Genomic DNA, 21,596 nt, shown 5'->3' with positions numbered 1-21,596 from the left:
ATTTAGAAGAAAGAGCAAAGGAGTGAAATCCATATGATAAATAAGCCATCACGTGCGGCTGCCCGTATGAAACGTCATTACAGAATCCGTAATAAAATCAACGGTACTGCACAGAAACCAAGATTGGCAGTTTTTAGATCAAATAAACATATGTATGCTCAGATTATTGATGATGTTTGCGGTAACACATTAGTTGCAGCATCAACAATGGAATCTGAAATAGCTAGCACAGTTGAGTTTACATCAACAGTAGCTGCTGCTGAAGCTGTTGGAACAGCTATCGCTAAAAAAGCAATCGAAAAAGGTATTACTGAAGTAGTATTTGACCGTGGCGGTTTCGTATACCATGGAAAAATCAAAGCACTTGCTGAAGCAGCAAGAGAAGCCGGATTAAAATTCTAAGGCGGGGAGGAAGAAAAGTGAAAAGAATCGATCCAAGTACTTTAGATCTTAAAGATAAAGTAGTTACTATCAACCGTGTAACTAAGGTTGTTAAGGGTGGACGTACTTTCAGATTTGCTGCATTAGTTGTAGTAGGTGACGAAAACGGACACGTTGGATGCGGACTCGGAAAAGCATCAGAAATTCCTGACGCTATCCGTAAAGGTAAAGAGGACGCTATGAAAAACCTTATTTATGTTGAAAGAAACGATGTAGACAGTATCTACCACGACATCACAGGTCAGTTCGGTAGTGCAAGCGTATTATTAATGACAGCTGTTGAAGGTACAGGTATCATAGCAGGTGGCCCTGCTCGTGCCGTTCTTGAACTTGCTGGTATCAGAAATATCAGAACAAAATCCTTAGGCTCAAACAACAAGAGAAACGTTGTAAGTGCTACAATTGAGGGATTAAGCAGAACAAAAACTCCTGAAGAAGTAGCTAGATTACGTGGTATCAGCGTAGAGAAGCTCTTAGGATAAGGAGGGTGTAAAAATGGCAGATTTAAAAATCACATTAGCTAAATCAACAATTGGTGCTAAGCCAAATCACAAAAAAATCGTTCAGGCTTTAGGTCTCAAAAAGACACAGAGCTCTGTTATTCAGAAAGATAATGCTGCTATCAGAGGAATGATAGCTAAAGTAAGCCACCTTGTAAAGGTAGAAGAAATTTAATTATTGATATTAAGGAGGTGCCAAAATGAACTTAAGCGAATTAAGACCTGCTGAAGGCTCAAATGCTAAAGCTTGGAGAAGAGGTAGAGGCCACGCTTCAGGTAACGGTAAAACAGCCGGTAGAGGACATAAAGGACAGGGAGCTCGTTCAGGAAGCGGCGGAAAGAACGGATTTGAAGGCGGTCAGATGCCACTTTACAGAAGACTTCCAAAGAGAGGCTTCAAATGCAGAAACTCTAAAGAAATTATCGGTATCAACTTACATTACTTAAATGTATTTGAAGATGGTGCTGTTGTAGATATAGACGCTTTAAAGGCTGCTGGACTTGTAAGCAACCCTAAAGACGGAGTTAAAATCCTTGGTGTAGGAGAAATTGAAAGAAAGTTAACAGTTAGAGTAAACCAGTTTAGCAAATCCGCTGCAGAAAAAATCGAAGCTGCAGGCGGAAAAGCAGAGGTGATCTAATTGTTCAGCATATTCAAGAATGCATGGAAAGTTAAAGACATCCGTAAAAAGATGCTTTATACTTTATTGATACTTGCCATAGTGCGACTTGGTTCCCACATTGCAATTCCGGGAATTGACGTTGCTGCTGTAAAAGCGGCAAGAGATGCTGCCTCAACTGGTACTTTATATAACATAATTGCCGGTGGTGCTAATTCAAGATGGTCAGTAATGGCAATGGGTATTGGACCTTACATTACATCATCAATCATTATGCAGCTTCTCCGTGTGGCTATACCGAAATTGGAACAGCTTGCAAAAGAAGGGGAGGATGGACGTAAAAAAATCCAAGCCTACACAAGAAACATAACTGTTATTCTTGCAGCTATCCAAGGTATCGGTTTAACATTAAGTTATAAAAATATGTTCCTTACACAAAGTGCTTGGATATATATTATAGCTGTGTTATCATTAATATGTGGAACTACATTTATTATGTGGCTCGCAGAACAGATTACAGCAAAGGGTATCGGAAACGGTTCTTCAATGATTATCTTTGTAAATATCGTTTCAAACCTTCCAATGGGTATTTCTAGTCTTTACTATTATGCTAAAGGTGGAGAGGTTACAGGTATCCTTAAAATAGTAGGATTATTAGTAATATTACTTGCAGTAATTGTTTTCATAGTAATTGCAAACAATGGTGAAAGAAGAATTCCTGTTCAGTACTCATCAAAAATGGTGGGAAGAAGAAGTGTTGGTGGAAGAAATACTTTCATGCCTATAAAGGTTAACACTTCAGGTGTTATTTCAATCATCTTTGCAATTTCTTTACTTCAGTTCCCAGAAACAATAGCTCAATTTGTTCATCCTTCCGGTACTTTCCAGAAGGTTATTGAAGTGCTTAGAATGACTCATCCTGTGGGATTTGTATTATACATTGTACTTATACTTTTCTTCACATATTTCTATACTTCAATAGTTATAAATCCAAATGAGATTGCTGCGAACATGAAGAAAAACGGCGGATTTATTCCTGGTATTAGACCAGGCCAGCCGACAAGCAACTATATAACAAAAACAGTTAGCCGTATCACTTTTGTAGGTGCAATATGCTATGCACTTATAGCTATGGTGCCTATACTTTTACAGTGGATATTTAAAATGAACGTAGGTTTCGGAGGTACAACACTTATAATCGTTGTTGGTGTATGTCTTGACCTCGTTAAGGCTCTGGAATCACAGTTGCTTATGAGACACTACAAAGGTTTTTTAAATAATTAATAAAAATCCTTTGGGGAATGCAGAGCATTCCCTGGGGGATTAGTTGTAAGTCAAGGAGGGCTGTTATATGAAGTTGGTACTTATTGGTGCTCCTGCCGCTGGTAAAGGAACACAGGCAAAAAGATTAATTGAGCATTACAACATAGCACATATATCAACAGGGGATATGCTCAGAGAGGAAATAAGTAAAGGAACTGAACTCGGTGAAAAGGTAAAAAGCGTTATGGCTTCTGGAGGACTTGTTTCTGATGACCTTATTATCGAGATTGTAAAAGCTCGTATTGCTGAGGATGATTGTAAAAACGGATTTATTTTTGATGGTTTCCCACGTACTGTTGTTCAGGCTGAGAAACTTGATGAAATCATCGGTCACATTGACAGAGCAGTATTTATAAATGCTCCTGATGAGGTTATGCTTCAGAGACTTACAGCAAGAGAAACTTGTCCAAAATGTGGAGCTACTTACAATAAACTTTCACTTCCTTCAAAGGTTGCTGGAGTGTGTGACGCATGTGGCGAGAAACTTACACAGAGAAAAGACGATACAGTGGAAGCTGGAAAAGCTAGACTTAAAACTTTCCACGAACAGTCTGAACCTTTAGTAGATTATTATAAAAAGCAAAATCTTCTTTTTGAAGTAAATGGACTCATGGATATTGATGAGGTTACAAAATCCATCATATCAGGGTTAGGAGAGAAGGCTTAAAAATGGCTATAACAATAAAGACACAGGAACAGATTGAAAAAATGCGTAAAGCCGGAAAAATACTTGCTGAGCTTGATAAAATACTTGCCAGCGAGGTTAAGCCTGGTGTATCAACAAAACATCTTGATAAAATTGCTGAAGATTATATAAGAAGCTGTGGAGCTGTGCCTTCCTTTAAAGGATATGCTGGTTTCCCAGGTTCAATATGTACCTCTGTAAATGAAGAGGTAATACACGGAATTCCCGGTATAAAAACTTTGAAAGATGGCGACATTATAAGTATTGATATGGGCTCCTACATTGACGGTTTCCACGGAGACTGTGCAAGGACATATCCTGTGGGAAATATCTCACCGGAGGCACAAAAACTTATAGATGTTACAAAACAGAGTTTCTTTGAAGGCATAAAATTTGCAAAAGCCGGTTGTCACTTAAATGAAATCGGTGCTGCTATTCAAAAATATGTTGAAGATAACGGATTTTCTGTTGTACGTGACTATGTTGGTCATGGAATAGGAAAAAATCTTCATGAAGACCCTGCCGTATATAACTATAAGACAACAGGCAGAGGGCCAAAACTTGCAAAAGGTATGGTTCTTGCTATTGAGCCTATGGTTAATATGGGAACATATAAAATAAATGTTCTTGATGACGGTTGGACTGTTGTTACAAAAGATGGTTTATGGGCTGCACATTATGAAAACACTGTTCTTATAACTGACGGTGAGCCTGAACTGCTTACTTTATAAACTTTGATGAAAAGTTGTGGTGATATCCCATGGAATTTACAGCAGGACAGATTGTGTTCTCAAAAAGCGGTCATGATAAAGGAGGAGCATTTATAGTTATTGACATTGAAGAAGAATTCCTTTATATTGTTGATGGTAAGAGAAGAACACTTGAAAAACCAAAAAGAAAAAAAATAAAGCACGTTCAGAAAACTAACTATGTTGATGATGGTATTAAGGATAAAATTGAAAATGGAAGTTATATTCTTGATGCTGACATAGTAAAGGCTTTGAAGAAATATATAAATAATTGATGTAACATATTTTAAGGAGGTTCTAGGCCTTGTCAAAAGACGATGTTATAGAAGTAGAAGGAACCGTATTAGAAAAATTACCTAATGCCATGTTTCAGGTTGAACTTGAAAACGGGCATCAGATATTAGCACATATCTCAGGAAAACTTCGTATGAATTTTATAAGAATTCTTCCTGGAGATAAGGTACTCGTTGAAATGTCTCCATATGACCTTACAAAAGGTAGAATTATATGGAGAGCTAAATAAGTAGGCATTAAGAAAGGAGCGATCACAATGAAGGTTAGACCATCTGTAAAACCAATGTGTGAAAAATGCAGAATTATCAAAAGAAAAGGTCGTGTAATGGTCATTTGTGAAAATCCAAAACATAAACAGAAACAAGGCTGATAAATCTGCGGTTTATTATATATGGTTATGAAGGAGGTCAGGAGCCTCCGCAAATCATCGATAAATCCGTCAACTGCCGGGAGGAGTATACAGTTAAAAGCGGACTCCGCACACAGGCTGACGGTCTGTGCAATCTGTTTGTATACCCAATGGGCAATGTTTTTTGATAAATAGATATTAAGTTTGAATAATTCAGGAGGTGTAAATATACATGGCACGTATTGCTGGTGTAGACTTACCAAGAGAGAAACGTATAGAGATAGGTCTTACTTATGTATATGGTATCGGTCATTCAAGCGCTGTTAGAATTCTTAAAGAAGCTGGCGTTAACCCTGATACAAGAGTAAGAGATTTAACAGACGACGAAGTTGCTAAAATTCGTGAAGTTATCGACCGTTCACAGACAGTTGAAGGTGATTTAAGAAGAGAAATAGCTCTTAACATCAAACGCCTTATGGAAATCGGCTGCTACCGTGGAATTCGTCATAGAAAAGGTCTTCCTGTAAGAGGACAGAAGACAAAGACAAATGCTAGAACAAGAAAAGGTCCTAGAAAAACAGTAGCTAACAAGAAGAAATAAGAAATAGGGAGGTTTGAATAATGGCAAAGAAAGCTGTTAAAAAAGCGTCTAGCCGTAGACGCCGTGACAAAAGACGTGTAGAACGTGGCCAGGCTCATATCCAGTCCACATTTAACAATACAATAGTAACTATTACTGACGCAGCAGGAAACGCTCTTTCATGGGCAAGTGCCGGACAGTTAGGTTTTAGAGGCTCAAGAAAGTCTACTCCATACGCAGCTCAGATGGCAGCTGATACAGCAGCTAAAGCAGCTTCAGATTATGGCTTAAAGACAGTTGAAGTTTTCGTTAAAGGTCCTGGTTCAGGACGTGAAGCAGCTATCCGTGCTTTACAGGCAGCTGGTCTTGAAGTAACACTTATCAAAGACGTAACACCTGTACCACACAACGGCTGTAGACCACCAAAACGCAGAAGAGTCTAATCTAATAGGAGGTGCTTAATAAATGGCAAGAGATAGAGTTCCAGTTCTTAAGAGATGTAGATCACTTGACCTTGACCCAATCTACTTAGGAATTGACAAAAAATCAAAAAAACAGTCACTTAGAGCCGGAAAGAAAATGAGCGAGTACGGACTTCAGTTAAGAGAAAAACAGAAAGCTAAATTCATCTACGGTGTACTTGAAAAACAGTTCAGAGGATACTATGCTAAAGCTGAAAAAATAGCTAAAAAAGAAGGTATCCCTGGTGAAAACTTACTTATGTTATTAGAGATGCGTCTTGATAACGTAATGTTCAGACTTGGATATGGTAGAACAAGAAAAGAATCTAGACAGATTGTTCGCCACAAACACGTATTAGTAAATGGTAAACCAGTTGACATCCCATCATACGCTGTAAAAGTTGGAGATGTTATCGAAGTTAAAGAAAAATACAAAGATATGCAGAGATACAAAGACATTCTTGAAGTAACAGGTTCAAGAATTGTTCCAGAATGGTTACAGGCTGACCATGAAGGTTTAAAAGGAACTGTAATGTCTAAACCACAGAGAGAACAGATTGATGTTCCAGTTGAAGAAACACTTATCGTTGAGTTGTACTCAAAATAATTTTTTTAAATTTGAGACTTGCCGAAAGGCCAAAATCGTGTATAATATATTTTGTAATAAACCTAGGGAACGTATTTTTTTGCCGTTCCCTACGGTTGTCATAGTCTCACTTTAATATCCAAAGGGAGGTTTAAAATAAGTGATTGAGTTTGAGAAACCTCGTATTGAAATTGACGAGATAAACGGCTCTTATGGTCGTTTTATCGTATCTCCTCTTGAAAGAGGATACGCAACTACACTTGGTAACTCTTTAAGAAGAATTCTTCTTTCATCTTTACCTGGTGCGGCTGTAAGTAATGTAAAAATTGATGGTGTAGTTCATGAATTCTCAGTAATTCCAGGAGTTAAGGAAGATGTTACAGAAATCATTCTTAATCTTAAAGGACTTGCCATTAAAAACACAAGTGAAGGAAATGAGCCTAAAATCGTTTACATTGATATGGAAGGCGAAGGCGAAGTTAAGGCTTCTGACATCAAAGCAGATGGTGACATTGAGATTTTAAATCCAGACCACCATATCGCTACTTTAAGCGGTGGCCCTAACAGTAAACTTTATATGGAGATTACTGTTCAGAAAGGCAGAGGTTATATTGGTGCCGACAAGAACAAAAAAGATGACCAGCCAATAGGAATGCTTCCTGTTGACTCTATATTCACTCCTATAACAAGAGTTAACTTCCTTGTTGAAAATACACGTGTAGGACAGATTACTGACTACGATAAATTGACACTTGAGGTATGGACAAATGGAACTATTGCTCCTGATGACGCTGTAAGCCTTGGAGCAAGAATTCTTAACGAACACTTAAACCTTTTCATTGACTTATCAGACAGTGCAAAGAACACTGAAATTATGGTAGAGAAAGAAGAAGGTAAGAAAGAAAAAGTTCTTGAAATGAGCATTGAAGAGCTTGACCTTTCAGTTCGTTCATATAACTGTTTAAAACGTGCAGGCATCAACACTGTTGAGGACCTTGCTAATAAGACAGAAGACGAAATGATGAAGGTTAGAAATCTTGGTCGTAAGTCTCTTGAAGAAGTTTTAAACAAAATGGCTGACCTTGGCCTTGCTTTAAGACCAAGCGATGAATAATTAATTTTTTATTGTTGCATATAGTTGTACAGGGTGCAGAGTAATGTAAGACCGAAGAGTTATTACCCTACAATAGCCCTGTAGAGGATTACAAGGAGGATTTGTAATAATGACAGGTTCAGGATACAGAAAACTTGGTAAAACATCAGCACAGAGAAAAGCTCTCTTAAGAAACCAGGTAACTAATCTTTTATATCATGGAAAAATCAAAACAACAGAGGCTAGAGCTAAAGAAGTAAGAAGACTTGCTGAAAAGCTCATCACTCTTGCAGTTAAAGAAAAAGACAACTTTACAGAAGTTGAAGTAACAGCTAAAGTTGCTAAAAAAGATGCTAACGGTAAGAGAGTTAAAGAAACTGTAAACGGCAAAAAAGTTACTGTTTTTGATGAAGTTAAGAAAACAATCAAAAAAGACAACCCAAGTCGTTTAAACGCTAGACGTAAAATGTTAAGCGTTCTTTACCCTGTAACAGAAGTTCCAGCTGATGGAAAGAAAGTTAGAAAGCTCACAAAGAAAGTAGATATGTGTGCTAAACTTTTCGATGAAATCGCTCCAAAATACGTTGACCGTAAAGGTGGTTACACAAGAATCATCAAAATCGGACCTCGTAAAGGTGACGGTGCTCCAGAAGTAATTATCGAATTAGTATAATTTTTTAAATTATAATTCGTATATAAATTTAATTTTGTGTTGTGAAGATATTAGCGGTGGATTTTCCACCGCTTTTTTGTTGTTACTGATATGTTTTAATGATATAATATACACAGTCTATTATCTTCAAAGGAGATTGTTTTTATGAGTACAGCTTTAATTTTTGGTATTATAATTATTATTGAAGGTATTGTGTGTATGAAAAATGAAAAGTATTTTGTTTCTAAAAGTGCTATGGAAAAAATACCACCTCAATATAGAAAGGAATATTCCTTTAAAACAGGTGCAATGATTGTTGCTGTTGGTGTTTTTATAATAGTTATGGGATATCTTAATACTAACGGAATACTTTTAGGTACACAGGGACTTGTATGTTATATTGCTGTTGCAGCTTGTATATTTGGCTATGGCAAGTATATGCATAAAAAATATAGTGGTAAATAATTTTGAAATTAATTAGTAGGCGAATTGTCATTAAAACGTTGACATTTCGCCTTTTTTAAATTATTATTTCAATAGCTGTGAGCTTTTTTATATGCCACAGACTTAAAAAAATCAGGCGGTGAAATTTAATGGATATGGTTAAAGCAAAGGGTTTAACCTATGAATATAAAAGAATGGTTGACACTGATGAGGGTACAAAAGAGGAAAAATTTCTCGCCCTTAAAAATGTTAATATTGCCATAGAAAAAGGCGAATTTGTAGCTGTATTGGGACATAATGGTTCTGGTAAGTCTACGTTTGCAAAACATATAAATGCTCTTGTAAAGCCAACAGAGGGAACTTTGTGGATAAAGGGCTTTGATACTAAAAATGATGAGTTTGTTTGGGATATACGTCAGAGTGCAGGTATGGTTTTTCAGAACCCTGATAATCAGCTTGTTGCTACTGTTGTTGAGGAGGATATAGCTTTCGGACCTGAAAATCTTGGTCTTGACTCTAAAGAGATACATAACAGAGTTGATAGTGCTCTTGATACTGTTCGTATGCAGGAGTACAGAAAAAATTCTCCTTCAAAACTTTCAGGTGGTCAGAAACAGAGAATTGCTATTGCAGGAGTTTTGGCAATGAAGCCTGATTGTATCGTTCTTGATGAGCCTACTGCTATGCTTGACCCTCTTGGAAGAAAAGATGTTATTGAAACTGTTATGAGACTTAACAGAGAGGAAGGAATAACTATTGTACTTATAACTCACTATATGGACGAGGCTGTTCGTGCTGATAGAGTCTTTGTTATTGATGACGGTGATGTTGTAATGGAGGGTGTTCCTAAAGAAATATTCTGTCAGGTTGATAAACTTAAGGGATATGGTCTTGATGTTCCTCAGGTTACTGAGGTTTCAAATATGCTCTCTAAAAAGGGGATTGATATTGCTAAAGATGTTTTAAACGTTGATGATATGGTATCTGAAATATGCCGTATTAAAGGTATTGAAGCTAATTTGTCTGAAATTAAGAGAGATGTTCCTCTTGATACAGACGCCCTTAAAAAAGAGGCTGAAGAACGTTTTGACGGCAGTGAAAATTTTGACGGTATACAGATTAAAAATCTTACTCATATATATAACCCAGGAACAACCTTTGAGAAAAAAGCTCTTGATGATGTAAATATATCAATAAAAAGAGGAGAGTTTATAGGAATTATAGGTCATACAGGTTCAGGAAAATCAACACTTATACAGCATCTTAATGCTATTATGACTCCAACTAATGGCGGTATATTCCTTGATGGCACTGATATTTTTGCTGATAAAACAAAACTTAAATCAGTTCGTCAGAGAGTTGGTCTTGTTTTCCAGTATCCTGAACATCAGCTTTTTGAGATGACTATATATAAAGATGTGGCTTTTGGTCCTACAAATATGAAACTTCCAGAAGATGAAATTAAACGCCGTGTTAAATCTGCCCTTGAGACTGTTGGACTTTCTGAGAAATATTATGAGAAGTCTCCTTTTGAGCTTTCAGGAGGACAGAAAAGACGTGTGGCAATAGCTGGTGTATTGGCTATGGAGCCGGAAGTTCTTGTTTTAGATGAGCCTACTGCTGGTCTTGACCCTAAAGGTAGAGATGAAATACTTGACGCTGTCAAAAAAATGCAGGAGAAACTTGGTATAACTGTTATTTTAGTTTCTCATTCTATGGAGGACGTAGCTAAATTAGTTAGCCGTATTGTTGTTATGCATAGAGGTAGATGTGTAATGACTGGAACTCCTAGAGAGGTTTTCGCTCGTGTTGATGAGATTGAAAAAATGGGTCTGGCTGCTCCTCAGATAAGTTATGTTTTTGAAAAACTTAATAATATTGGTATCAGTGTTCCTAAAGACGTGTATACAACTGATGAGGCTGCTGATGTCCTTTATAAACTTCTTTCTGAAAAAGGAGGAGAAAACTAATGATAAGAGATATTACAATAGGTCAGTTTTATCCTGTTGACTCTATAATTCATATACTTGATGCGAGAATAAAAATTATTGCAACTTTTATATATATTATTTCACTTTTTATAATGGATAGCTTTATTGCCTATGGATTTGTTATATTGGCGTTGGCTTTAGTTATAAAATCTTCAAAAGTACCTTTATCATTTATGCTTAGAGGTATAAAGAGTATTTTTATAATTATACTGTTTACAGCTTTCTTGAATGTTTTTACAACTACTGAGGGAAATGTTATATTTAAAGCTGGTTTTATAACAATAACATCAAAGGGCGTTTATATGGCTGTATTAATGTGTTTAAGGCTTGTACTTCTCATTGTAGGTTCTTCACTTATGACACTTACAACAACTCCTATACAGCTTACAGACGGCATTGAGTATATACTTAGACCACTTAAAAAAATTGGTGTGCCTTCCCATGAAATAGCTATGATGATGACAATAGCTTTAAGATTTATTCCAATTCTCCTTGATGAGACAGATAAAATTATGAAGGCTCAACAGGCTAGAGGTGCAGACTTTGACACTGGAAATATAATTCAAAAGGCAAAAAGTCTCGTTCCTATACTTGTTCCTCTTTTTATATCAGCTTTTAGACGTGCTGATGAACTTGCTATGGCTATGGAGGCAAGATGCTATAATGGTGCTGAAAATAGAACAAGAATGAATGTTATGCATTTTCAGAGTAGGGATTATAAAGCCTTAGTTGTTGTTATTATATATACTGTTTTAAGTTTTGTGCTTAGATATATTTTTTAATATTAAATTTAAAAAGACCTTGTGAAATATCAAGGTCTTTTGTATGTTGTTATTTAGTGTGTTTTGGGAGTGGTATTTTTGAGAAAAAAAGAACTTTCATTTGTAAATGTACTTTTATGTATACTTGTAATGCTTATACATATATGTTCATCATCTGTAAATGAACTTGATAAGGGAAGTATTTTTTATATGGGCATATTCATGCCTTGGAGACTTTCAGCCTTTGTTGTTCAAGGCTTTATACTTCTTAGCAGTGTTAAATTTTTTATGGGATTTAAAAATAAAAAACTTGATTATTTTAAATTTATTTTTTCAAGAATAAAAAAGATACTTATACCTTATATTATAAGTGTTACTGTCTATTACATATATTTTATATACAATAATTACTATGAAACTTTTAATATTTATGAGCTTGTAAAAGCCATACTTTTGGGAAATATGGTAAGTCACTTCTATTTTGTTATTATAATATTCCAGTTCTATTTGCTTATGCCTTTATGGATTAAAATGACAGAGAAAATAGATGTGTTTATAGCTGTGCCTTTCTCAATACTTATTATGATATTCTGTCATAAATGGTTGCCTTCTTTGATTTCTATTGCTATGCCTTCGGTTGACTTTATATATAATGATAGAGTGTTTACTTCATATATTGCTTATTGGGTTTGTGGTTGCTATATAGGTGCTAATTATGACAAATTCTTTGAAAGAATAATGAAAAATAAAGCTGTTATTACGCTTATATTTGTTGTTATGCTTTTAGGTGACGGAATATTTAGCTATTTTAATTCAACAGGTGCTTTAAAAGTAAATTTTGTTGAGGATATTCATACAATGTATATTTTTTCTGCTATACTTTTTGTACTTATGTTTGGAAAACTTTTTGGTGAAAAAATTATGGACAGTTTTACACTTTTGAGAGGTGTGGACAGTTTAAGTTTTTATATATATCTTTATCACTGTATAATTGTATATGAGTCAACTCACTATATGTGGAGACATTTTATAACTGATTTGTCATTTAGTTTTATATCTAAATTTGTAGGTACTTATGGCATTGTTTTTGCTATTTCTTATGTTTATATAAAATTTAAAGAGAGGAGAAAAGTTTTATGAAAATTCTTTTGACTGTTGCCTATGACGGTACAAATTATTTTGGTTGGCAAAGGCAGAAGGGAGACCCTGTTGTAACTGTTGAACAGAAAATATATGAGGCTTGTTATTCTCTCTTTAGAAAAGAATTTGAGATAATAGGGGCAAGCCGAACAGATAGAGGAGTTCATGCTCTGGGACAGAGAGTTTTATTAGATGTTGACACAAATATTCCTGTTGAGAGAATACCACGAGCCTTAAACTCATTTCTTCCACAGGATATTGTTGTAAATTGTGCTGAAATTGTTTCAGATGATTTTCACCCTAGATATAACTGTGTAAAAAAAACTTACATATACAGAATTTTTAACGGTGAATATAGAAATCCCCTTGAGAGATATTATACAGAGTTTGTATATAAAGAACTTGATGTTGAAAAAATGAAAAAGGCTTGTGAATATTTTAAGGGAACTCACGATTTTAAAGGTTTCTGTTCAGCTCAGACAGAAGTTAAATCCACAGTTAGAACTATATTTGATATTTCTGTTGAAAAAATTAATGATGTTGTTGAAATATATGTCACTGGAGACGGATTTTTATATAATATGGTTCGTATAATTGCAGGAACTTTGATATATGTTGGACTTTCAAAAATAAATCCTGATGAAATGGGAGATATAATAGAAAGCTGTGACAGAACAAGAGCTGGAAAGACTGCCGGACCGGAAGGGCTTACTCTTATGAAAATATATTATTGAAAAACCTTGTTTTTAAGGTAAAATCAATATTTTTGTGTTGACAAAACAAATTTGCTGTAATATAATATATACCGTTATGTAAAGACTTTAGAGCCTTTTGGCTTTAAAATATATATGTTTCAATATGGGACTCAATAAGGCATATATTTTGAAAAATAAATATATGGTGGAGATTACTTTTCCTTTTCCCAAAGAAAAAGTAAAGTCAAAGAGTCAATTTAATGTTATTTAAGGGAGGTAAAAACAATGAGAACAACTTTTATCGCAAAAGCTGCAGAAGTTGAAAGAAAATGGTACGTTGTAGACGCTACTGATAAGACATTAGGACGTCTTGCATCAGAAGTTGCTAAAGTTTTAAGAGGTAAAAATAAAGCAATTTACACACCAAACGTTGACACAGGTGACTATGTAATCGTTGTTAACGCTGACAAGATTGCTGTAACAGGTAAGAAATTAGACCAGAAAGTTTACACACATCACACAGGTTACATCGGAGGATTAAAAACTATTACTCTTAAAAAACAGCTTGAAAAGAAACCTGAAGAGGTTATCAAACACGCTGTAAAGGGTATGCTTCCAAAGAATGCTCTCGGAAGAAAGATGTTTAGCAAGCTTCATGTATATGCAGGTCCAGACCACAAACATGCAGCTCAGAAACCTGAAGTATTAGATTTAAAATTTTAATTAAACGAGAGGAGGAAGCAAAATGGCAGCAGCTAGATACTATGGTACAGGTAGAAGAAAATCATCCGTAGCTAGAGTTTATTTAGTACCAGGCAGCGGAAAAATTACAATAAATAAAAGAGATATCGACGAATATTTCGGTCTTGAAACATTAAAACTTATCGTTCGTCAGCCACTTGAGCTTACAGAAACAACAGCTAAATTCGACGTTTTAGTTAACGTTTACGGTGGTGGTTTCACAGGTCAGGCAGGTGCTATCAGACACGGTATTTCAAGAGCTTTACTTGAAGCTGATGCAGATTACAGACCAGCTTTAAAGAAAGAAGGTTTCCTTACTAGAGACCCAAGAATGAAAGAAAGAAAGAAATACGGTCTCAAAGCAGCGAGACGTGCTCCACAGTTCTCAAAGAGATAATTTCTTTATTTATGCAATTTATTACCCATACAGTTTACTGTATGGGTATTTTTTATATTAAAAAAGCATCTAATATATTTTAGATGCTTTTTTGAGTTGTTTTTAATTATCTGTTTAAATATCTGTTTAATGTTTTTTCTAAAGTGTCAAAGTCGATTGGTTTTGATATATGAGCGTTCATACCAGCCTTTGTTGTGGCTGCAATATCTTCGGTAAAGGCATTGGCTGTTACAGCTATTATAGGTATGTTTTTGGCATCTTCTCTGTTTAATGCCCTTATTGCTGTTGTAGCTTCACAACCATTCATTTCTGGCATTTGCATATCCATTAATATGGCATCAAAAGTGCCTTCCTCTGAGTTTTTAAATATTTCAAAGGCTTCTTTTCCATTCCATGCCTTTGTAACATTTATACCTTTCATTTCAAGGACTTCTGAGGCTATTTCCATATTAAGTTCATTGTCCTCTGCTATAAGTATATTTTTTCCGGATAAATCAAAATTTGTGTTTTCATTTTTATCCTGTTTTATAATTTTATTTTCTGTATGTGTTTTTATATCTAAAGGAAGTACAACTGTAAATTTACTTCCTTTTCCTAGGTCGCTTTCAACATATATACTTCCTCCCATTTGAAGTACAATGTTATATACAATAGGCATTCCTAAACCTGTACCATTAATATTTTTTGCACCAAAACGAGTTTCTCTCTCAAATGGAATAAATATTTTTTTGAGAAAGTCTTTTGACATTCCAACACCTGTATCTTCTACAACTATTTTGTATTTTGAGAAATCTTCACTGTCAAGCTGTGTAACTGAAATTGATATTGTATCATTTTCATGAGTGAACTTGAAGGCATTGGAAAGAAGATTATTTAATATTTGTTGTATTCTGAAAAAGTCTCCCGATACACTGTTATTTTTTATATTATAGTGAGTTTTAAAAATTTTATTTTCTCTTGCAGCTTGTATTTTAAATATATCAACACATTCATCAACACTTTCTTTTATAAAGAAAGGTTTGCTTTCTATTTTCATTTTACCTTGTTCAAATTTTGAAACTTCAAGTATATTGTTTATAAGCTCAAGAAGATGTTTACTTGATGTATTTATTTTTCTTAAATAGTCCCCTGTTTTTTCAGGGTCTGAAAGATGATTTTCTGCAAGCTCTGACATTCCTATTATGGCATTTAAAGGCGTTCTCATGTCATGGGACATATTTGAGAAAAAGAGATTTTTTTGGTCTGTATTATGCTGTATAGCTTCAAGAGACTCCTCAAGAAGTTTTATATGTTGAAGTTGTTTTTGTTTTTCTTCGTCAACTTCTCTAAAACATAATATTGCTTCATCTAAATCTAAAGACTCATCAAAAAGAAGTCTTACATTAACCCATTTATATTCTCCATTGAAAAGTCTTAAAAAGTCTCCTCCATAGTCTCGAACTTTTCTTTTAACAAGATTTTGTATACTTTCTATTGAAAAGCTTTTAACAAATTCTTGATATGCATTTTTTTCAATTACTTCTCCAAGACTTTTTAAAAAATCTTCATAATTTCCCGTTACATTAAGTTTTGAACGCATATAATCAGAGCTTTTAAGCATTGTATACTGTTCTGTTTGAAAATTTATTCTGTAAATAGCATAATATGAATTTCCTAATACTCTAACAGTCTCGTTTGTAAGCTCAACTTGTTTATTAAGTTTTGACTCTCTAATATACATAAGGAATGTTATTATTATGAAAATTATAAATATACTTGCATACAAAAATATAATATCACTAAGGTCATTTAATAGATATTCATAGGGAATTGTTATTATTGTTGTCCAACCATTCTCAGCTATGTTATAATAAACTCCCCTTTTTTGGCCTTGTTGGTCATATATAAATGATTTTGGGTCGTCAAATTCACCTTTTTCAAGAGAAACATTTAAGTTATCAACATATTCTTGAACGTTTTCAATTTCTATTCCTGATATTGTTTCATAATATATTAGAGTGCCTGATGTGTCACAGAGAAAAAATGAGCTGTTTTCAGGTAAAGATTCCATTGTTGCCCAAGATTTAAAGTATTGTGGATAAAGGTCAATAGCTAATACACAATCAGAATTAGGTATTTTTTGAGATAGTGTTATTACATAATCACCTGTTACTGCGTCCATATAAGCATCAGTATATGATAGTTTTCCATTAGCTTCTAAAGCTCCTTTATACCATTCTGTTTTAGTTGGGTCGAAAGTATCGTCACCTTCCCAGTAATTGGCGGCTACTATTTTACCGTTTATAGAGGCATACATATCAACAGCTTTTGAATTTAGATTATCTTTAATATATGCTGAATAATTTTCCATCCATTTTTGTATTTCTGATATGTTTGTTTCTGACTCCATTTGGCTTTCCAAAAGCTGTGATGCATTTTTTAATAGTAATTCATAGGCATAAATATTTGCGTTTTCAGCAACAGCGAAACTTTTTGCAACTTCCTGTCCCATAATTTGTGCATTATCAAGCATTTTGTTTTGTAATATAAATATGCTTGTTGATGATAATATTGCAAATATTAAAAAAAGTAATATTGTAAATTTACTCTTTTTTTTCATATTATTTTTTATTCTTTCATTCATAAAAAAGTTTACCACTCCCTAAATATGGATATGAATTATTATGTCTTTGATAATAGTATCATTTTTTTTAGTTATTTACAATTCAAAAACTTATGTTTTTATTATTTTAAAGTTACCAATGTAGAAAATTTAATTTAAAAATGGTATACTATCTTAGTTAGATATATTTTGACACAAAAACAAAAAAGGCTGATTAATATTGGTTTCTTATTGAACAAAATTTAGCTTTATATTATAATTATTAGGCTAAATTATAATAGAAATCTATATTTGACAGTCAAAATCAAATAAATAAAGTGAGAGGTGTATTCATGTTTCAGTCAAGAACACATACGTGTAATGAGTTACGTATAAACAATGTCGGAGAAACAGTTACTATTGTAGGCTGGTATGAAAATTTAAGAAAAGTTAGTAAAACTCTCGGTTTCCTTGTTTTAAGAGATTTTTACGGAACAACTCAGGTTGTTATCGAGACAGAAGAAATGATGTCTAAACTTTCAGGAATTAACTGTGAGTCAACACTTTCAATAACTGGTGTTGTTAGAGAACGTTCCAGCAAAAACAATAATATTGCAACTGGTGAAATTGAAGTTGTGCCTAGTGACATAACTCTTTTAGGAAGATGTAAATATAATGAGCTTCCTTTTGAGATAAATCACTCAAAAGATGCTGATGAAAACGCTCGTCTTAAATATCGTTATCTTGATTTAAGAAATCCTGCTGTAAAGGATAAAATAATATTAAGATGTAATGTTGTTTCAGAACTTAGAAAGAGCATGGCAGAACAGGGCTTTTTAGAAATAACAACTCCTATACTTACTTGTTCTTCTCCTGAAGGAGCTAGAGATTATCTTGTACCTGCAAGAAATCACCCAGGAAAATTTTATGCTCTCCCACAGGCTCCACAGCAGTTTAAACAGCTTCTTATGACATCTGGTTTTGATAGATATTTCCAGATTGCTCCTTGTTTCAGAGATGAGGACGCTCGTGCTGACCGTTCTCCAGGAGAATTCTATCAGCTTGATATGGAAATGGCTTTTGCTACTCAGGAAGATGTATTCAAAGTTCTTGAAGAAGTTCTTCCTCCAATATTTGCTAAATACGGCAAATATAAAAATGGTTCAACTGTTCCTTTCAGACGTGTTTCATTTAATGACGCTATGGAAATTTACGGTTCAGACAAGCCAGACCTTAGAATTGACCTTGTTTTACAGGACGCAACAGAATGTATGCAGGATTGCGGATTTGGTCCATTTGAAGGTAATGTAATTAAAGCTGTTGTTGTAAGCGACTGTAAAGAGACAAGAAAAGTTATAGACAAAATGTGTGCTGATGTTGAAGTTCAGACAGGAAATAAAGCATTCTGGTTTAAAGTTGATGAAAACGGAAACTTTGCTGGTGGTATAGCTAAATTCCTTAATGATAGAAAAGAAGCTGTTACAGAGGCTCTTGGACTTAAACCTGGTGACTTTGTAGGCCTTGCTGCTGGTAAAAAAGGTGTTGCACAGAAAACAGCTGGTGTATTTAGAAAAATACTTGGAAATACTGTTCCAGGACATATGGATAAAGAAAGATATGAATTCTGTTGGGTTGTTGACTTCCCTATGTATGAAATAGGTGAGGAGTCAGGTGAACTTGAATTTTGCCACAATCCATTCTCTATGCCACAGGGCGGTATGAAGGACCTTATGGAGAAAGACCCTCTTGATATATATGCATATCAGTATGACCTTGTATGTAATGGTGTTGAGCTTTCTTCTGGTGCTGTTCGTAACCATGACCCTGAAATAATGGTTAAAGCTTTTGAGATTGTTGGTCTTGGTGAAGATGACGTTAAAGCTAAATTCCCTGCTATGTACAATGCATTCTGTTATGGTGCTCCACCACATGCTGGAATTGCTCCTGGTGTTGACCGTATGGTAATGCTTATTGCTGGAGAGGAAAGTATTAGAGAGATTATACCTTTCCCAATGAATAAGTCTGCTCAGGACGTTATGATGGGTGCTCCTGCTGAAGTTTCTGAAAAACAGCTCAGCGATGTACACATTAAAATTGATATTAAAAAAGAAGACTAATTAATTTTTAAAATACTGTTGATAAATGTTATCAACAGTATTTTTTTTAAATATTTATTATTGACAGTTTAAAAATCATATGGTAACATCTTTTTGTAAGTTAGTTAATGCTAACAAATAAATATTTGAAGGAGGAACCTATGAGCATTGTAATAGTTGGTGGTCATGACCGAATGGTTAGGCAGTATATGGATATATGTAAATGTTTTAAATGTAAAGCTAAAGTTTTCACACAGATGCCTGCTGATTTTAAAAATAAAATAGGGAGGGCCGACCTTATGGTACTTTTTACTAATACGGTTTCTCACAAAATGGTTTCAGGAGCTGTTCAAGAGGCCAAAAAGAATAATATTCCTATGGTTCATTGTCATAGTAGCAGTTCTTGTGCTTTAAAAAGAATACTTGAAAATAATTTATGATTAAAAGTTAGATTTAACTAACAAATGGAGGTTTTATTATGAATTCCTTTGAAAATATGCTTATACTTTATTGTGCACCAACATTGTTGGGTATAAAACAATCAAATCTTTTTTCATGTCCAATAGAGGACAGTGAAAGTATTATAAATGAAATGAATATGTATAATAGTCTTTTAAATTCTAAAGATATATATTTCAAAATACTTTATAAATGTCAAAATAGAATATTTATACTTGTTTATCGCAAAACAAAAATGTTTTCATATATAACCGATAGAAAAGTGGCTTATTTCTTGAAAAAAGAAGGATACACTATACCTGAAAATATTGAGGGTGTAGATAGTGCATTAAATTATTTGGGAAAAAGAATTAATGGGTGTGAAGAATTTCCACATGAAGTAGGTTTCTTTCTCGGTTATCCAAAGGAAGATGTTTTTGAATATATAAAAAACAGTGGCAAAAACTATAAGTTTTATGGATACTGGAAAGTTTACGGTGATGAAAAGAAAGCTGAAAAAACATTTTGGCAGTACCGTAAATGTAAAGAAGTAATGGAAAATAAGAGAAATGCGGGAACTTCTGTTTTAAGTATTCTTGGCGTTTCCTAAATTTAAGGAGGAATATAAAAATGAAAATTGCAGTTATTTATTGGAGTGGTACAGGTAATACAGCAGCTATGGCAGAGGCTATTGCTGATGGTGCAAAAGAAAATGGTGGAGAGGTTTCTTTATTCTCTGTTAATGAATTTTCTGGAAGTATAAAGGATTATGATAAAGTTGCTTTTGGTTGCTCTGCTATGGGAGATGAAGTTCTTGAAGAAGCTGAGTTTGAGCCTTTCTTTATGAGTATTGAAAATGATATTTCAGGAAAGAAAATTGCTCTCTTTGGTTCTTATGGTTGGGGCGATGGCCAGTGGATGAGAGACTGGGAAGAAAGAGTTAATGATAAAAATGCAAATCTCTATGATACAGGTCTTATGATTAATGGTATGCCTGACGATGATGGAAAAGAAATTTGTAAAGAGTTTGGAAAGAATTTTGCAGCATATTAATTAAATAAATAAAAATACGCTTTTTTGCCGATAAAATAGTTTTATAATTTTGCAAACAATATCCCTCATTTTGTTTGTGTGCCGTGACTAAATGTCACGGCTTTTTTTATGGAAACCTTTAATTAATAAATTTCAATAATTTTGTAGAATAAAGTTTAAAATATGCTATACTATAATTTAGTTTAATTTCTATTTTGTTTGAGAGGTAAATTATGATAACGCTTATAATACCAGCTTACAATGAAAATTTAATAATAGAATATACAGTCAAAAAAGCAGATGAATTTCTTTCAAAAACTTTTAAATCCTATGAAATAATAGTTGTTGATGATGGAAGTACAGATGATATGAAAAATACAGTTTCCAATATGGATATTGATAACCTTAAAATAGTTTCATACAATCCTAACATGGGAAAAGGTTATGCTGTTAGACAGGGTATTTTTGCATCACAGGGAGATTATATATTTTTTACAGATGCAGACCTTGCCTATGGAATTGACGTTATTAAAAAAGGATATAGAAAAATGAAAAGAGAAAATTCTGATGTGGTTATTGGTTCAAGAAAATTATCAAAGGAAGGATATAAAAATTATCCTTTTATTAGACTTGTGGCATCAAAAATATTTTCTTTTATAACTGGAACTATATCTGGTCTTTCCTATGACACTCAGTGTGGTTTTAAAGGCTTTAGGAGAGAAGCTGCTTTTTCTATATTTGAAAATTGTGTTATAGATAGATTTGCTTTTGATTTTGAAGCTATGCTTGTTGCAAAAAGAATGGGATTTAAAATTTCTGAAATAGGTGTCTCTGTTATAAATCATAGAGACTCAAAGGTTAATATATTAAAAGACAGTATTAAAATGTTTAGAGATATTATAAAGGTAAGAATTGTTACTGAAAGTAGAATAAAGGGGCATTTGTAA

The 21,596-nt window shown here is 33.9% G+C and carries 28 protein-coding genes; 27 read left to right on the top strand and 1 reads right to left on the bottom strand.

Features of this window, described 5'->3' with window-relative positions:
• Positions 1-33: 33 nt before the first annotated feature.
• The 22 genes from rplR to rpsI all read left to right on the top strand — a co-directional run bounded on the left by rplR (position 34) and on the right by rpsI (position 14,502).
• A complete protein-coding gene (gene rplR / locus B5E58_RS07705) occupies positions 34-402 on the top strand; it encodes a 50S ribosomal protein L18 (RefSeq protein ID WP_088109108.1) in 369 nt (122 codons plus the stop codon).
• Between the two features lie 17 nt (positions 403-419).
• Positions 420-923, top strand: a complete 504-nt coding sequence (gene rpsE / locus B5E58_RS07700) for a 30S ribosomal protein S5 (RefSeq protein WP_206608561.1) — start codon at positions 420-422, stop codon at positions 921-923.
• Positions 924-936: 13 nt separating this feature from the next.
• Positions 937-1,116, top strand: coding sequence for a 50S ribosomal protein L30 (gene rpmD, locus B5E58_RS07695; protein ID WP_088109106.1), 180 nt, complete (start codon positions 937-939; stop codon positions 1,114-1,116).
• A 25-nt stretch (positions 1,117-1,141) separates the two neighbouring features.
• Positions 1,142-1,582 carry a 50S ribosomal protein L15 gene (rplO, locus tag B5E58_RS07690; protein ID WP_088109105.1) on the top strand — a complete coding sequence of 147 codons (441 nt, stop codon included), beginning with the start codon at positions 1,142-1,144 and terminating at the stop codon, positions 1,580-1,582.
• The gene (gene secY / locus B5E58_RS07685; protein ID WP_088109104.1) at positions 1,583-2,845 is read left to right on the top strand and encodes a preprotein translocase subunit SecY; all 1,263 of its coding nucleotides are present in this window, start codon (positions 1,583-1,585) and stop codon (positions 2,843-2,845) included.
• Positions 2,846-2,912: 67 nt separating this feature from the next.
• A complete protein-coding gene (locus B5E58_RS07680; protein ID WP_088109103.1) occupies positions 2,913-3,551 on the top strand; it encodes an adenylate kinase in 639 nt (212 codons plus the stop codon).
• Positions 3,552-3,553: 2 nt separating this feature from the next.
• Positions 3,554-4,300: a type I methionyl aminopeptidase gene (map, locus tag B5E58_RS07675; RefSeq protein ID WP_088109102.1), complete on the top strand. Its 747-nt coding sequence runs from the start codon at positions 3,554-3,556 to the stop codon at positions 4,298-4,300.
• Positions 4,301-4,329: 29 nt separating this feature from the next.
• Positions 4,330-4,593 carry a KOW domain-containing RNA-binding protein gene (locus tag B5E58_RS07670; RefSeq protein ID WP_088109101.1) on the top strand — a complete coding sequence of 88 codons (264 nt, stop codon included), beginning with the start codon at positions 4,330-4,332 and terminating at the stop codon, positions 4,591-4,593.
• 29 nt (positions 4,594-4,622) lie between these two features.
• Positions 4,623-4,841, top strand: coding sequence for a translation initiation factor IF-1 (gene infA, locus B5E58_RS07665; RefSeq protein WP_004034723.1), 219 nt, complete (start codon positions 4,623-4,625; stop codon positions 4,839-4,841).
• A 27-nt stretch (positions 4,842-4,868) separates the two neighbouring features.
• On the top strand, positions 4,869-4,982 hold the full coding sequence (gene rpmJ / locus B5E58_RS07660; RefSeq protein ID WP_004034721.1) for a 50S ribosomal protein L36: 114 nt from the start codon (positions 4,869-4,871) through the stop codon (positions 4,980-4,982).
• Positions 4,983-5,193: 211 nt separating this feature from the next.
• Positions 5,194-5,562 carry a 30S ribosomal protein S13 gene (gene rpsM / locus B5E58_RS07655; protein ID WP_088109100.1) on the top strand — a complete coding sequence of 123 codons (369 nt, stop codon included), beginning with the start codon at positions 5,194-5,196 and terminating at the stop codon, positions 5,560-5,562.
• A gap of 20 nt (positions 5,563-5,582) precedes the next feature.
• Positions 5,583-5,984, top strand: coding sequence for a 30S ribosomal protein S11 (rpsK, locus tag B5E58_RS07650; RefSeq protein WP_088109099.1), 402 nt, complete (start codon positions 5,583-5,585; stop codon positions 5,982-5,984).
• A 22-nt stretch (positions 5,985-6,006) separates the two neighbouring features.
• The gene (gene rpsD, locus B5E58_RS07645; protein ID WP_088109098.1) at positions 6,007-6,609 is read left to right on the top strand and encodes a 30S ribosomal protein S4; all 603 of its coding nucleotides are present in this window, start codon (positions 6,007-6,009) and stop codon (positions 6,607-6,609) included.
• Positions 6,610-6,748: 139 nt separating this feature from the next.
• Positions 6,749-7,702: a DNA-directed RNA polymerase subunit alpha gene (locus tag B5E58_RS07640; protein WP_088109097.1), complete on the top strand. Its 954-nt coding sequence runs from the start codon at positions 6,749-6,751 to the stop codon at positions 7,700-7,702.
• A 109-nt stretch (positions 7,703-7,811) separates the two neighbouring features.
• On the top strand, positions 7,812-8,354 hold the full coding sequence (locus B5E58_RS07635; RefSeq protein ID WP_088109096.1) for a bL17 family ribosomal protein: 543 nt from the start codon (positions 7,812-7,814) through the stop codon (positions 8,352-8,354).
• A gap of 144 nt (positions 8,355-8,498) precedes the next feature.
• Positions 8,499-8,798, top strand: coding sequence for a hypothetical protein (locus B5E58_RS07630; RefSeq protein ID WP_088109095.1), 300 nt, complete (start codon positions 8,499-8,501; stop codon positions 8,796-8,798).
• A 128-nt stretch (positions 8,799-8,926) separates the two neighbouring features.
• Positions 8,927-10,747 carry an energy-coupling factor transporter ATPase gene (locus B5E58_RS07625; RefSeq protein WP_088109094.1) on the top strand — a complete coding sequence of 607 codons (1,821 nt, stop codon included), beginning with the start codon at positions 8,927-8,929 and terminating at the stop codon, positions 10,745-10,747.
• The gene (locus B5E58_RS07620) at positions 10,747-11,550 is read left to right on the top strand and encodes an energy-coupling factor transporter transmembrane component T family protein (protein WP_088109093.1); all 804 of its coding nucleotides are present in this window, start codon (positions 10,747-10,749) and stop codon (positions 11,548-11,550) included. Before B5E58_RS07625 ends, B5E58_RS07620 begins: the two co-directional genes overlap by 1 nt.
• 78 nt (positions 11,551-11,628) lie before the next feature.
• Positions 11,629-12,669, top strand: coding sequence for an acyltransferase (locus tag B5E58_RS07615; RefSeq protein WP_088109092.1), 1,041 nt, complete (start codon positions 11,629-11,631; stop codon positions 12,667-12,669).
• Entirely contained in the window at positions 12,666-13,403 is a 738-nt protein-coding gene (gene truA, locus B5E58_RS07610; protein WP_088109091.1) for a tRNA pseudouridine(38-40) synthase TruA, read from the top strand. Before B5E58_RS07615 ends, truA begins: the two co-directional genes overlap by 4 nt.
• A gap of 246 nt (positions 13,404-13,649) precedes the next feature.
• Complete coding sequence (gene rplM / locus B5E58_RS07605) at positions 13,650-14,087, top strand: 50S ribosomal protein L13 (protein WP_088109090.1); 438 nt, start codon at positions 13,650-13,652, stop codon at positions 14,085-14,087.
• Positions 14,088-14,109: 22 nt separating this feature from the next.
• Complete coding sequence (gene rpsI, locus B5E58_RS07600) at positions 14,110-14,502, top strand: 30S ribosomal protein S9 (protein ID WP_088109089.1); 393 nt, start codon at positions 14,110-14,112, stop codon at positions 14,500-14,502.
• Between the two features lie 106 nt (positions 14,503-14,608).
• On the opposite strand, the gene B5E58_RS07595 is transcribed toward rpsI, so the two are convergent.
• The gene (locus B5E58_RS07595) at positions 14,609-17,125 is read right to left on the bottom strand and encodes a hybrid sensor histidine kinase/response regulator (protein ID WP_088109088.1); all 2,517 of its coding nucleotides are present in this window, start codon (positions 17,123-17,125) and stop codon (positions 14,609-14,611) included.
• A 311-nt stretch (positions 17,126-17,436) separates the two neighbouring features.
• Here B5E58_RS07595 and aspS point away from each other — a divergent pair, with 311 nt between their 5' ends.
• From aspS to B5E58_RS07570, 5 genes are all read left to right on the top strand, one after another.
• A complete protein-coding gene (gene aspS / locus B5E58_RS07590; protein WP_088109087.1) occupies positions 17,437-19,200 on the top strand; it encodes an aspartate--tRNA ligase in 1,764 nt (587 codons plus the stop codon).
• Positions 19,201-19,340: 140 nt separating this feature from the next.
• Positions 19,341-19,619, top strand: coding sequence for a DUF2325 domain-containing protein (locus tag B5E58_RS07585; RefSeq protein ID WP_088109086.1), 279 nt, complete (start codon positions 19,341-19,343; stop codon positions 19,617-19,619).
• Positions 19,620-19,657: 38 nt separating this feature from the next.
• Positions 19,658-20,227, top strand: a complete 570-nt coding sequence (locus B5E58_RS07580) for a DUF3793 family protein (RefSeq protein ID WP_088109085.1) — start codon at positions 19,658-19,660, stop codon at positions 20,225-20,227.
• A 20-nt stretch (positions 20,228-20,247) separates the two neighbouring features.
• The gene (locus B5E58_RS07575) at positions 20,248-20,670 is read left to right on the top strand and encodes a flavodoxin (RefSeq protein WP_088109084.1); all 423 of its coding nucleotides are present in this window, start codon (positions 20,248-20,250) and stop codon (positions 20,668-20,670) included.
• A 212-nt stretch (positions 20,671-20,882) separates the two neighbouring features.
• Complete coding sequence (locus B5E58_RS07570; protein WP_088109083.1) at positions 20,883-21,596, top strand: glycosyltransferase; 714 nt, start codon at positions 20,883-20,885, stop codon at positions 21,594-21,596.

The sequence above is a fragment of the Tyzzerella sp. An114 genome, from assembly GCF_002161055.1.
In the GTDB taxonomy this organism is placed as follows: domain Bacteria; phylum Bacillota; class Clostridia; order Lachnospirales; family Anaerotignaceae; genus Fimicola; species Fimicola cottocaccae.
The sequence above is the reverse complement of the archived record's forward strand: the minus strand, read 5'-3'. Positions and strand labels throughout refer to the sequence as shown.

Bases quoted from the DNA above. Each gene is read 5' to 3' on its own strand.
- rplR (WP_088109108.1), top strand. From the start codon at position 34: ATGATAAATAAGCCATCACGTGCGGCTGCCCGTATGAAACGTCATTAC.
- B5E58_RS07585 (WP_088109086.1), top strand. From the start codon at position 19,341: ATGAGCATTGTAATAGTTGGTGGTCATGACCGAATGGTTAGGCAGTAT.
- rplM (WP_088109090.1), top strand. From the start codon at position 13,650: ATGAGAACAACTTTTATCGCAAAAGCTGCAGAAGTTGAAAGAAAATGG.
- map (WP_088109102.1), top strand. From the start codon at position 3,554: ATGGCTATAACAATAAAGACACAGGAACAGATTGAAAAAATGCGTAAA.
- B5E58_RS07620 (WP_088109093.1), top strand. From the start codon at position 10,747: ATGATAAGAGATATTACAATAGGTCAGTTTTATCCTGTTGACTCTATA.
- B5E58_RS07580 (WP_088109085.1), top strand. From the start codon at position 19,658: ATGAATTCCTTTGAAAATATGCTTATACTTTATTGTGCACCAACATTG.
- B5E58_RS07635 (WP_088109096.1), top strand. From the start codon at position 7,812: ATGACAGGTTCAGGATACAGAAAACTTGGTAAAACATCAGCACAGAGA.
- B5E58_RS07680 (WP_088109103.1), top strand. From the start codon at position 2,913: ATGAAGTTGGTACTTATTGGTGCTCCTGCCGCTGGTAAAGGAACACAG.
- B5E58_RS07630 (WP_088109095.1), top strand. From the start codon at position 8,499: ATGAGTACAGCTTTAATTTTTGGTATTATAATTATTATTGAAGGTATT.
- B5E58_RS07570 (WP_088109083.1), top strand. From the start codon at position 20,883: ATGATAACGCTTATAATACCAGCTTACAATGAAAATTTAATAATAGAA.
- rpmJ (WP_004034721.1), top strand. From the start codon at position 4,869: ATGAAGGTTAGACCATCTGTAAAACCAATGTGTGAAAAATGCAGAATT.
- B5E58_RS07625 (WP_088109094.1), top strand. From the start codon at position 8,927: ATGGATATGGTTAAAGCAAAGGGTTTAACCTATGAATATAAAAGAATG.
- B5E58_RS07670 (WP_088109101.1), top strand. From the start codon at position 4,330: ATGGAATTTACAGCAGGACAGATTGTGTTCTCAAAAAGCGGTCATGAT.
- aspS (WP_088109087.1), top strand. From the start codon at position 17,437: ATGTTTCAGTCAAGAACACATACGTGTAATGAGTTACGTATAAACAAT.
- rpsM (WP_088109100.1), top strand. From the start codon at position 5,194: ATGGCACGTATTGCTGGTGTAGACTTACCAAGAGAGAAACGTATAGAG.
- rpsK (WP_088109099.1), top strand. From the start codon at position 5,583: ATGGCAAAGAAAGCTGTTAAAAAAGCGTCTAGCCGTAGACGCCGTGAC.
- rplO (WP_088109105.1), top strand. From the start codon at position 1,142: ATGAACTTAAGCGAATTAAGACCTGCTGAAGGCTCAAATGCTAAAGCT.
- B5E58_RS07595 (WP_088109088.1), bottom strand. From the start codon at position 17,125: ATGAATGAAAGAATAAAAAATAATATGAAAAAAAAGAGTAAATTTACA.
- B5E58_RS07575 (WP_088109084.1), top strand. From the start codon at position 20,248: ATGAAAATTGCAGTTATTTATTGGAGTGGTACAGGTAATACAGCAGCT.
- rpmD (WP_088109106.1), top strand. From the start codon at position 937: ATGGCAGATTTAAAAATCACATTAGCTAAATCAACAATTGGTGCTAAG.
- rpsI (WP_088109089.1), top strand. From the start codon at position 14,110: ATGGCAGCAGCTAGATACTATGGTACAGGTAGAAGAAAATCATCCGTA.
- rpsD (WP_088109098.1), top strand. From the start codon at position 6,007: ATGGCAAGAGATAGAGTTCCAGTTCTTAAGAGATGTAGATCACTTGAC.
- truA (WP_088109091.1), top strand. From the start codon at position 12,666: ATGAAAATTCTTTTGACTGTTGCCTATGACGGTACAAATTATTTTGGT.